Annotated in this window: 9 protein-coding genes; 4 read left to right on the top strand and 5 right to left on the bottom strand. The window is 60.8% G+C overall.

Annotated elements, in window-relative coordinates:
• Window positions 1–241: 241 nt before the first annotated feature.
• Window positions 242–490: a hypothetical protein gene (locus DID96_RS32295; protein WP_124603271.1), complete on the bottom strand. Its 249-nt coding sequence runs from the start codon at window positions 488–490 to the stop codon at window positions 242–244.
• A 20-nt stretch (window positions 491–510) separates the two neighbouring features.
• Here DID96_RS32295 and DID96_RS32290 point away from each other — a divergent pair, with 20 nt between their 5' ends.
• Window positions 511–858, top strand: a complete 348-nt coding sequence (locus tag DID96_RS32290; RefSeq protein ID WP_124603270.1) for an MTH938/NDUFAF3 family protein — start codon at window positions 511–513, stop codon at window positions 856–858.
• Between the two features lie 84 nt (window positions 859–942).
• On the opposite strand, the gene DID96_RS32285 is transcribed toward DID96_RS32290, so the two are convergent.
• Together DID96_RS32285 and DID96_RS32275 are read right to left on the bottom strand one after the other, a co-directional pair.
• On the bottom strand, window positions 943–1,230 hold the full coding sequence (locus DID96_RS32285; protein ID WP_124603269.1) for a GYD domain-containing protein: 288 nt from the start codon (window positions 1,228–1,230) through the stop codon (window positions 943–945).
• Between the two features lie 580 nt (window positions 1,231–1,810).
• Entirely contained in the window at window positions 1,811–3,313 is a 1,503-nt protein-coding gene (locus tag DID96_RS32275) for an efflux transporter outer membrane subunit (protein WP_124603268.1), read from the bottom strand.
• An 87-nt stretch (window positions 3,314–3,400) separates the two neighbouring features.
• On the opposite strand from DID96_RS32275, the gene DID96_RS32270 reads away from it, so the two are divergent.
• The 3 genes from DID96_RS32270 to DID96_RS32260 all read left to right on the top strand — a co-directional run bounded on the left by DID96_RS32270 (window position 3,401) and on the right by DID96_RS32260 (window position 8,313).
• Window positions 3,401–4,018, top strand: a complete 618-nt coding sequence (locus DID96_RS32270; protein WP_124603267.1) for a TetR/AcrR family transcriptional regulator — start codon at window positions 3,401–3,403, stop codon at window positions 4,016–4,018.
• Between the two features lie 78 nt (window positions 4,019–4,096).
• Window positions 4,097–5,218, top strand: coding sequence for an efflux RND transporter periplasmic adaptor subunit (locus DID96_RS32265; protein ID WP_124603266.1), 1,122 nt, complete (start codon window positions 4,097–4,099; stop codon window positions 5,216–5,218).
• Window positions 5,215–8,313, top strand: a complete 3,099-nt coding sequence (locus DID96_RS32260) for an efflux RND transporter permease subunit (RefSeq protein ID WP_124603265.1) — start codon at window positions 5,215–5,217, stop codon at window positions 8,311–8,313. Before DID96_RS32265 ends, DID96_RS32260 begins: the two co-directional genes overlap by 4 nt.
• Before the next feature lie 214 nt (window positions 8,314–8,527).
• Here the strand turns inward: DID96_RS32260 and DID96_RS32255 are convergent, their stop codons facing one another.
• The gene (locus tag DID96_RS32255; protein ID WP_124603264.1) at window positions 8,528–9,163 is read right to left on the bottom strand and encodes a glutathione S-transferase family protein; all 636 of its coding nucleotides are present in this window, start codon (window positions 9,161–9,163) and stop codon (window positions 8,528–8,530) included.
• A gap of 812 nt (window positions 9,164–9,975) precedes the next feature.
• On the bottom strand, window positions 9,976–11,178 hold the full coding sequence (locus tag DID96_RS32250; RefSeq protein WP_124603263.1) for an acetyl-CoA C-acyltransferase: 1,203 nt from the start codon (window positions 11,176–11,178) through the stop codon (window positions 9,976–9,978).
• Window positions 11,179–11,184: the final 6 nt, after the last annotated feature.

Below are 11,184 nucleotides of genomic sequence, written 5' to 3'. Positions count from 1 at the left end.
CGCAAGAGCGACGGCGAACCCGGCGCGGAGACCATCTGGAAGGGACTTACGAAAGTTCATATCGCCGCGGAAACCATGCGCTTATTACGCGATGACGGTGACGCCGACACTTCTGTATAACGACATGGGTCAAGCGGTCGCAGCAGATCCGGGACGCCTTCGCAGCAGTGAAGTGAAGCAAACCGGTGCCCGCCGCACTGCGAAGATCGCATAACTCTCCCGTTCTATATAACCGCAAGGCTTAAGACAGAATGACTTCCGTCGTTCGGCTGCGGGTCTCCGCAATCAGCTTCCGGTCGCCCTCCACCAGGACTGCGCGAGCGCCCGCCAGCATCTCGCCGAGCACATCGGCGAGGCGCAGTGCCTCACGTGCCGCGTTGCCGAGCGCGTTTATCGGCATCTGCCGTGCGGCCGGCAGCGTCGCCGAACCTATAATTGTTTTGTTGGACGAGCGTTCTTTCGGGCCTTGGCGTAGCGTGTGGTAACCCACACAAAGCCGAGGAGATGGGTATGGACTTCGAAGCGTTTTCCTTTGGCTCCATCCGAATCAATGGCGTCACATACGAGCATGACGTGGTGATCGACCGCGGACAGGTTCGCAAACGCAAAAAGAAACCATCCAAGCCATTCCGCGAGGTCTTCGGACACACACCGCTATCTACGGCCGAGGCCATTCCCTGGAATTGTCGGTGCCTGGTGATTGGCACCGGCACTGGAGCGTTGCCGGTGATGGACGAGGTCAAGCACGAGGCCGAGCGTCGGCACGTGGAACTCGTGATCCTCCCCACCCAAGAAGCCATCGCCAGACTAAAGGAACATGCCGAGCGGACGAATGCGATCCTGCACGTCACGTGCTAGGCGCATTCGATGTGGCGTGATTCGGAATGTAGGCAAGCCGCATCCGCCATGTGCGAGGAGCCCGTCCATCACCGGCGCGACCGGTTACAGCGTCGCGATGAACTCTTTCCGCGGCGTGGCTTGCAAGGTCTCGGTCGTGGCGTGTCCGTACGCGCGGATGATCAGCGCCGCGCGCTCGAGCTGTTTCAGATCGTCAGACTCGACGACGTCCAGCACATCGAAGCGCCCGAGCGTCAGATAGCTGTCTTTCCAGGTGACAGCTGGGCATTCAGCCTTGATTTTCTCGGCCACGGTGGCGGCGAGTTGTTTCAAGTCTTTGGGATCCTTGAATGCATCAGGAGACAGACGGCTGAGGATGACGTACGTGGTCATGGCATACCTCCGTACAGGAAATTGACCCGCTGTAGGGCAATGCGGCGACACCGGGGCGAACAACCTCCCGTCGAGTGGCGAAAGTGTTCCGGTGCCTTTTGATTATAGAGGTCCCCACGTCTTTGACACCTCATGGACAGGTCAAGGCACGCGCTGCTTGAATATCACGAGCGCAGCAAGCACCGCATCAACTTCTACGCGCCTGGCCCGCGGCGCCTCAACTGGGCAACTCAGCCGGACCCGTTCCGCGTGTTTCACGGCGCACCGCGCGTTGATCTGCCGCTAGCCGCTGACTGTGGAGGCGGCTGCGGATGATACAGTAGTCCGCTTGCTGGGATTGGACCGCGGCGAAGCGTTCGGCACGGCCGAACCGGAGGCGCCGGATGTCTTGCTCTGGGTCGGCAATCCTGAAATACGGCCGGATGGACGGCCGAAATGGTGCAGGATCGCGCTTGCCTGTCCCAGATTGTGCGCCTCGTATCGGTGCAACCGTTCGCGCGGACCCGTATTGCTTGCTGGAGCGGCGGGTCCGATACACCGCCCATCATTAATCAGTAGACAGCCCGCGCTCCGGTACGACTCATGGGGCGCTCGCCGCTGCAATTTGTGCGCCTGAATGTGCGGTTGAGGGCTTCTGCGTTTGAAGCGTTTCCGGATTCCAGCCGCCACCGAGTGCCTTGAACGCCGCAATCGCTGCGCGCGCGGATTCCGTCTGCGCCTGCGCTCTCGCGTCCGAAGCCTGCAGCAGCGTTTCATCGGCGTGCAGCACATCGATAAAACTCGCGGCGCCGCCGCGATACGCCGCCATCGAGGAATCCCTTGCCTTCGACAGTGATGCTTCTGCGTGCGACAGGGTGGCGGCCTGAGCTTCCCGGTTCACGAGCGACGACAGCGAATTCTCGACATCCTCGGTGGCGCGAAGTGCCGTCTGGCGATACGCCGCAAGCGCTTCCGCGTCCACGCCTTTCGCCTCGTTGACGTCGGCATTGATACGCCCGAAGTCAAACAGGCGCCAGCGCAACCCGACGAGGCCTGCCATCTGGCTGGCGCCGCCGGTAAACATTGTGCCGGTCGCCGCCGCGGTCGCGCTGCCCAGGAATGCGTTCAGCGACACGGTCGGGTAGTACTCGCTGATTGCCGCGCCGATGCGGGCGTTGGATGCTGCAAGATGACGTTCTGCGGCGATCAGATCGGGGCGCCGTTGCAGCAGATCTGCAGGTGTTCCCATGTCCGAAATGGAAGGCGCAGCGGGGATTGAACGCGCGTCTGCAAGCTCTGTCCGGTGCGTACCCGGAGGGGAGCCCAGCATGACGTCAAGGGAGTTCAATGCCGCATCCAGGCCCGCATTGAGCACTGGCACCGTTGCCTGAACCTGGTCGAGCGTCCCTTGCGCCTGCTCGACCTGATAGTCGGCAGCAGCGCCCTTCGAGTAAAGGAGCTTCACGTCGGCGAGCAGTTGTTCCTGCGTTTTCACCTGCTGGTTTGCAATATCCAGACGCGTCTGAAGCCCTCGTATCGTGACGTAGATATCCGCTGTCTGTGCTGCAACGGCAAGTCGGGTGGCAACCGCTGCCGCCTGGGTAGCCGAATAGTCTGCGAGCGCAGCTTCGCGCTGCCTGCGTAGTCCGCCGAAAATGTCGATCTCCCAACCTGCTTCCAGGTTGACTTCATACTCACTGCCCCAACGCTTGAAACCGGGCTGCGCGTTGAGTATCTGGCCGACCGGCGTATCGACCGACTGGTAGGCTCTGGTCGCCGAACCCGAAACAGTGGCCGAAGGCAGCAACGCCGCGTCAGCGGTACCGAGGCGCGCCCGAGCCTGGTCGATTCGCGCGACGGCCTGGGCGAGGTCCAGGTTCTGGGCGAGCGCGAGAGAAACATAACGGGTCAGGAGGGGGTCGTTGAATCCTTCCCACCAGACCGACAGATTCGCTGGGGAGACCACTGCTCCTGTCCCCGCCACCGGCCGTGTCATGTAGCTTTGCGGAAGGGGGGCAGACGGCTGCCGGTAGTCAGGGCCCACCGTGCACGCCGAAAGAACAGCGGCACTCAGCAGGAGAAGAAGTGGTCGATGCGAAAGCATGGTGGTCTCGACGAGAGATAAGATGGTGACTAATATACAATATGGTCACTGGTTGTCAACCGCTCTCTGAGAAGTTAAGCTTGAACCATGAACAAGCCCATTCCATCCGCCCAGCCGTCCCGTGGTCCCTCGGACCATGAGGTTCGCGCCCAGATCGTCGATGCAGCGACCGAATATTTCACGCGGTACGGCTACGAAAAGACGACCGTCTCCGACCTTGCAAAGGAGATCGGTTTTTCGAAGGCCTACATCTACAAATTTTTTGACTCAAAGCAGGCCATAGGTGAGGTGATCTGTGCGAACCGCCTGGCCGCCATCATCGAGGCTGTGAACGAAACGGTAAATGACGCCCATAGCGCAACCGAGAAATTCCGCCGTATGTTCAAGGGCTTACTCGCCTCCGGGAGCGCGCTCTTCTTCCAGGATCGCAAGCTCTACGATATTGCCGCCGTTGCAGCTGGCTCGCCGTGGCCGTCAGTAGCGGGCTACGAGGCGCAGATCCGCAAACTGCTGTCCGATATCGTGGTTCTCGGGCGCGAAACCGGGGAATTCGAGCGCAAGACGCCCCTGGACGAGACCGTGAACGCCATCTTCCTCGTCATGAAGCCGTATTTCAGTCCGCTGCTCCTTCAACACAACCTCGACGCGGCTGACGAAGCGACGGCCCAGCTCGCAAGCCTGGTGCTCAGAAGCTTGGCCCCATAAATTTTCTGTTGTGACTGTTGACTGATTTGGTCACTAGCATCAGAATGAGGCCTCCTACCCGTCGCAAGGAGCGACCTCATGTTCCGGCACCGTTACTTCCTCTACACATTGAGCCTGGCGTCGCTCGCCCTCGCGGGATGCGGCGACAGGCACGCCCCCGATCCGCGTACCGAGACCGCGCTTGTACGTACGAGCGTTGTCCATAGTGCCCCGGGCGCGAGTCGCGCGTTCACGGGTGTGGTTGGCGCCCGCGTTCAAAGCGATCTCGGATTCCGTGTTCAGGGGAAAATCATCGAGCGTCTGGTTGACGCGGGGCAAACGGTCAAGCGCGGTCAGCCTTTGATGCGCATCGACCCGATCGATCTGGGGTTGCAGGCGCGCTCGCAACAACAGCTGGTCGACGCCGCGCAGGCTCGAGCCACGCAGACGGCCGACGATGAGGCCCGGTACCGCGATCTCGTGGCGGCAGGTGCAGTGTCGGCATCGACGTATGAGCAGCTCAAGGCGGCCGCCGATTCGGCGAGGTCCCAGCTTGTTGCGGCAAAGGCGCAGGCCGAACTCGCGAACAACGCATCCGGCTACGCCGTGCTCGTGGCGGATGCGGATGGCGTGGTTGTCGAAACCCTGGCTGAGCCAGGCCAGGTCGTCGGCGCAGGCCAGATTGTCGTGCGTCTTGCGCACGCAGGGCCGCGCGAAGCCGTTGTTCAGCTTCCCGAAACACTTCGTCCCGATCCGGGTTCGGTTGCGCAGGCGACGCTCTACGGCGCCAGCAGCAAAAACGTTCCCGCCACCTTGCGGCAGCTATCGGACTCCGCCGATCGCCTGACACGCACTTACGAGGCGCGGTATGTCCTTGGCGGCGCGCTTTCCGACGCTCCGCTGGGCGCCACCGTGACTGTCAACCTCCCAGGCGACGGCGGGCAGCGGGCTGTCGCGCTGGAAGTTCCGGCGGGCGCGTTGTTTGATCCGGGAACCGGCACGGGCGTCTGGACGATTGAAGGATCGCCCGCGCATGCGTCCTGGCATAAGGTTCACGTCGCGGCACTGGGCAACGAGACGGCGACGGTCACCGGCGATCTCCACGAAGGCGAGCGGGTGGTCGCGCTTGGTGCCCAGCTGATTCACGATGGCGAAAAGGTGCGCGTTGCTGATGACGCTATGGCGACGGCTTCGGTCACGCGCGAAGGAGACGCGCAATGAACGGCTTCAACCTCTCGGCCCTCGCCGTTCGCGAGCGCTCTGTCACCCTCTTTCTGATCATCCTGATTTCCGTTGCGGGAATTGTCGCCTTCTTCAAACTTGGACGCGCGGAAGATCCGCCCTTTACCGTCAAGTCGATGACGGTCATCACGGCATGGCCCGGCGCCACTGCGCAGGAAATGCAGGATCAGGTCGCGGAACCGCTTGAAAAGCGCATGCAGGAGCTGCGCTGGTACGACCGCACCGAAACGTATACGCGTCCTGGACTGGCATTCACCACGGTGACGTTCCTGGATAGCACACCGCCTGCCGAGGTTCCCGAGCAGTTCTATCAGGCCCGCAAAAAGCTCTCCGATGAAGCTGCCAATCTGCCACCCGGCGTGATTGGTCCGCTCGTTAATGATGAGTACTCCGACGTAACGTTTGCGCTGTTTGCGCTGAAGGCGAAAGGGCAACCGGAGCGGTTTCTCGTGCGTGACGCCGAGGATCTTCGTCAGCGATTCCTCCACGTGCCGGGGGTCAAGAAGATCAACATCGTCGGCGAGCAGGCGGAACGCATCTACATCTCGTTTTCGCACGACCGTCTCGCGACGCTTGGCGTGACGCCGCAGGATATCTTCGCGGCGCTGAACAGCCAGAACGTCCTGACACCGGCAGGATCGATTGATACGGCTGGGGCGCAGGTTTTCATTCGCGTCGAGGGCGCCTTCGACAAGCTGCAGAAAATCCGGAACACCCCGATCGTCGTTCAGGGCAGGACGCTCAAGCTCTCGGACGTGGCCACTGTCGAGCGCGGCTATGAAGATCCGGCCACCTTCGAAATTCGCAGCAACGGCGAGCCGGCTTTGCTCCTTGGCGTCGTCATGCGAGACGGCTGGAATGGACTGAATCTGGGTCAGGCGCTCGACAAGGAGGTGGCGTCGATCAACACCGGGCTGCCGCTGGGCATGAGTCTCACCAAGGTGACCGACCAGGCCGTCAATATCCATTCGGCGATCGACGAGTTCATGGTCAAGTTCTTTGTCGCACTGCTCGTCGTGATGGTCGTGAGCTTCGCCAGCATGGGGTGGCGCGTCGGCATCGTGGTGTCGGCAGCGGTGCCGCTGACACTCGCGGGCGTCTTCGTCGTCATGGCTGCGACAGGCAAGAATTTCGACCGCATTACACTCGGCTCGCTGATCCTCGCGCTCGGGCTGCTTGTCGATGATGCCATCATCGCCATCGAGATGATGGTCGTGAAAATGGAGGAAGGCTACAGCCGGGTGCAGGCATCGGCTTACGCATGGAGCCACACAGCCGCGCCGATGCTGTCGGGCACATTGGTCACGGTAGTCGGCTTCATGCCGAATGGCTTCGCCCGTTCGACCGCCGGCGAGTACACCAGCAACATGTTCTGGATCGTCGGCATCGCGCTGATCACCTCATGGATCGTTGCGGTCGTCTTCACGCCGTATCTGGGCGTCAAGCTGCTGCCCGATATTCCAAAGATCGAGGGCGGACATGAGGCGATCTATAACACCCCGAACTACCAGCGGTTTCGTCAGTTCCTGGTACGCGTCGTTCAGCGCAAGTGGATGGTCGCAGGCATCGTGATCGGGTCGTTCGTGGTCGCAGTCATGGGCATGAGCGTAGTGAAGAAACAGTTCTTCCCGACCTCCGATCGCCCGGAAGTCCTCGTGGAAGTCCAGATGCCCTACGGCACGTCCATCGAACAAACGTCCGCGTCAACGAAAAAGGTCGAGGCCTGGCTCGCAAAGCAACCCGAAGCAAAAATCGTGACGTCGTACATCGGGCAGGGCGCCCCGCGCTTCTATCTGGCGATGTCTCCGGAACTTCCGGATCCGTCCTTCGCGAAAATCGTGATACGCACGAATGACGAGAAGCAGCGGGAGGCGCTCAAATTCCGTCTGCGCAAGGCCATTGCGGAGGGTTTGGTGCCTGGCGCGCAGGTTCGCGTCACCCAGCTCGTGTTCGGTCCTTATTCGCCGTATCCGGTTGCGTTCCGCGTCATGGGCCCGGACCCCCAAAAGTTGCGCGCCATCGCCGCGCAGGTCGAGGGCGTCATGCGTGCCAGCCCGAAGATGCGAACGGTCAATACCGACTGGGGCCCCATTGTACCCACCTTGCACTTCACGCTGGACCAGGATCGGCTTGGGGCTGTCGGATTGACGTCCAGTGCGGTCGCTCAACAGTTGCAGTTCCTGCTGACCGGGATACCCGTCACGCACGTGCGCGAGGACATTCGTTCTGTCGAGGTCGTCGCGAGGTCGGCCGGCGACGTCCGCCTCGATCCGGAACGGATCAACGGGTTCACCCTGGTCGGCGCGGCTGGCCAGCGTGTGCCGCTGTCGCAGGTGGGCAAAGTCGATATCCGGATGGAAGATCCGATCCTTCGCCGGCGCGATCGCACGCCGACGATCACCGTCCGCGGCGACATTGCCGAGGGCCTGCAGCCGCCTGATGTATCGACGGCCATGCTGGCAAAGCTGCAGCCGGTCATTGCCCAGCTGCCGGACGGTTACCGGATCGAGGAGGCAGGGGCGATTGAAGAAGCCGGCAAGGCGACCAAGGCGCTCGTGCCGCTATTTCCGATCATGATCGCACTCACGCTGCTGATCATCATCTTCCAGACGCGGTCCATCTCCGCCACCATGATGGTCTTTGCGACCAGCCCGCTCGGGTTGATCGGGGTCGTTCCGACGCTGTTGCTGTTCAATCAGCCATTCGGGATCAACGCGCTGGTGGGGCTCATTGCGCTCTCAGGCATATTGATGCGCAACACGCTGATCCTGATCGGTCAGATTGAGCAGAACACGCGGGAAGGGATGACGCCTTACCATGCGGTGGTGGAGGCGACCATCCAGCGGTCCAGACCTGTCATATTGACTGCGCTTGCGGCGATGCTCGCCTTCATCCCGCTCACGCATTCCGTGTTCTGGGGCACGTTGGCCTATACCCTGATTGGCGGAACCTTCGCGGGAACGATCATGACGCTCGTGTTCCTGCCCGCGATGTACGCCATCTGGTTCAAGATCAGGCCTGATGCCGGGAAAGCGCTGGCCCCCCATGAGGAGAGTGTAAGCACGGTCGCGTAGCCGCATCGTGCGCAAGCCCGAACGTCGTGGCGCGCGCGGTAAGCGACGGCACTCGGCAGGCGCACTTCCTGAACCCGAAGCGATCGAGGCGCGGCAGCATGAACGCCTCGATCGCGACGTTCAGGTGGCCGCAGGCGCGGCGCCTCGCCCAGGACATCGCCCCCGTATCCACGGCACCAGGACACCCTTCGTCCGGGAAACGCATTCCTGCGCATCAACGCGGTGACGGCGCGATATCGAATGCGTGCAAGCCGCGCACGACGCCCGGCCTTGCCTCGACCAGTTCATACCTGCGGCACAATGCGGGCAGCGTCGGCCACGGAAGATCCACATGGACGGATCGGGTGATCGTGAACGCCGCAATGTCGGCAATCGAGAACGCGTCTCCGGCCATGTACGCGTGCTTGTCGAGATAACGCTCCGCAGTTGCGAGCGCCGCGAGCATGCTTTTGGTGAGCCATTCCTGGCCGTCGCTCGCGCCGGCGCGATTGAGGGAAAAGGCAGCATGGCCGGGTGCGATCACTTCCGTCAGGAAGAAGAAAAATCGCTCGTAAGCCACCGCACGGGCCCATGCGTTTACGGGCAGCAGGCAACCCGGCGATTTTTCCGCCGCGTAGAAAACGATGGCGTTCGACTGCGTGAGGACGAATGGAGGTTGGTCGGCTTCCCGCTCGACAAGAACCGGGACCTTACCCGCAGGATTGAGGGCGAGATGCGACGGCACCATGTGTTCGCCAGCGGCGAGATCAACGAATCGCACCGTGTACGGCAGCCCGGCTTCCTCCAATGCGATGGCGGCACGGATGCAGTTGCCCGTCGGCGCACCAACTAGCTCATAGGTCGTATTCACTCGACAAATTCCTCCACGCTGATGTTGGAACGCGTCTTCCCATGATGGGTCACTTTCCACGGCGTCAATCCGAACTCAGCGGGGCGTCCAATTGTGCCGAGACCGTCGCCGTTGATCCGCAAAAGCGAGGACTGCATTCAGGCTATCACCGATACGGAGAGCAACGATGAAAACTTTTCTCCGGCGGTTGGCCGCCGCGTCAGTGCTCAGCGTCGCTGGGGCTGCCTCGGGACGGGGAAGTCCCTTTCATTCGATTACCCCTAGCCTCGGAGTTACAACCCCAAGGTTTTTAACGCTCCCTATTCGGATTGACACTTTCATTACGGTTAAAGTGGAAATGAAAGTGTCAACGCGATCGCGCCTTGCCTTGTGGCGAGTAGGGAGGGGGGGACGGATTTATTCCGGCCTACGAGAAACTCGCCGTGTTGACCACGACTTCGGCAACTGCAAACTCGCCGAGTGCGCGCCGAGCGGTGTGAATTGATCTCCGACGGTTTAGTTCACTCTCATCTACGGAAGCGCCGCGTGTGCTTTCGGTCGTTGCCTTCGTGTTTCGATGGAGTACGCTACTTGGTCTTGCAACGCTGGGAGCCAAGCTATGCGGTTGATCATCGAAACAAGTACAACGGTGGCTCTGAGGACAGACGCATTGTAACCCCGCCGCCCTTTCGGGCGGCGGTGGGAGGCCCGCCGATGATTTTCAACTTTGTTTGGTTTTACGTATGTTGGCGACAGATTAAAAACTTATTGTGTTAGGTATTCTAAATTAAAAATGGGCCGCATCCCCTTGCGTCAGTAATGCTGGACGGAGATTAGAAAATCTCGAACAGCGCGGCCGCGCCTTGACCCCCGCCGATACACATCGTGACGATGCCGAACTCTGCACCACGGCGATGGCCTTCTATCAGGATATGACCGGCCATACGCGCCCCCGACATACCGTAGGGGTGGCCAACGGCAATCGCACCGCCGCTCACGTTCAGGCGATCATCGGGAATCTCCAGGACGTCTTGGCAGTGCAGAACTTGACATGCGAACGCTTCGTTGAGTTCCCAGAGGCCGATATCGTTTACCGTGAGGTTGTGTTGCTTGAGAAGCTTGGGGATAGCGAACACCGGCCCGATACCCATTTCATCCGGATTGCAACCAGCGACTGCCATACCACAGTAAGCGCCGAGCGGCTTGAGGCCGCGCCTGGCCGCTTCAGCAGCTTCCATGACGACCAATGCCGCCGCACCATCCGAGAGCTGCGAGGCATTGCCTGCCGTGATGTAGTTGCCTTCCTTGAGTTGTTGACCACCACGGAACACGGGCTTGAGGCTCGTCAGGTCTTCGAGCTTGGTGCTCGGACGGTTGCCTTCGTCGTTAGTGAGAGTCACGGTCTTGAAGCTGACTTCCTTCGTTTCCTTGTCAACAACTTTCATTTGCGTCGTCATCGGAACGATTTCAGTGTCGAAGCGGCCTTCGGCTTGTGCTTGTGCTGTCAGTTGTTGTGAGCGCAGAGCATACGCATCCTGACGCTCACGGCTGATACCGTAGCGAGCGCTCACGATTTCAGCCGTTTCCAGCATCTGCATGTAGACCTGCGGAACCGTCTTTTGCAGTTCGGGATCGAAAATCTGGAACTGGTTGAAATGCTCGTTTTGAACCAGCGACACGGACTCGACGCCACCGGCAACGACGATCTGCTGGCCGTCGTACATGATCTGCTTCGCAGCCGTCGCGATAGCCATAAGTCCGGATCCGCATTGACGATCAACCGTCATACCGGCAACGGAGTGGGGCAGGCCAGCACGTAGGGCGGACTGACGGGCAACATTGAAACCCGTAGTGCCTTGTTGCAGGGCTGTGCCCATGATCACGTCGTCAACGTCAGCGCCATCGATGAGAGCGCGTCGCACAGCAGCGTTTACGACATGGCCGCCCATTGCCGGACCAGTCGTATCGTTGAACGCGCCACGGAAGGCCTTGCCGATGGGAGTACGAGCTACAGAAACGATTACAGCTTTACGCACGATTTG

The sequence above is a fragment of the Burkholderia sp. Bp8963 genome (assembly GCF_003854275.1).
Taxonomy (GTDB): domain Bacteria; phylum Pseudomonadota; class Gammaproteobacteria; order Burkholderiales; family Burkholderiaceae; genus Burkholderia.
Note: the sequence above shows the minus strand (reverse complement) of the source record. Positions and strands in the feature narration are given on the sequence as shown.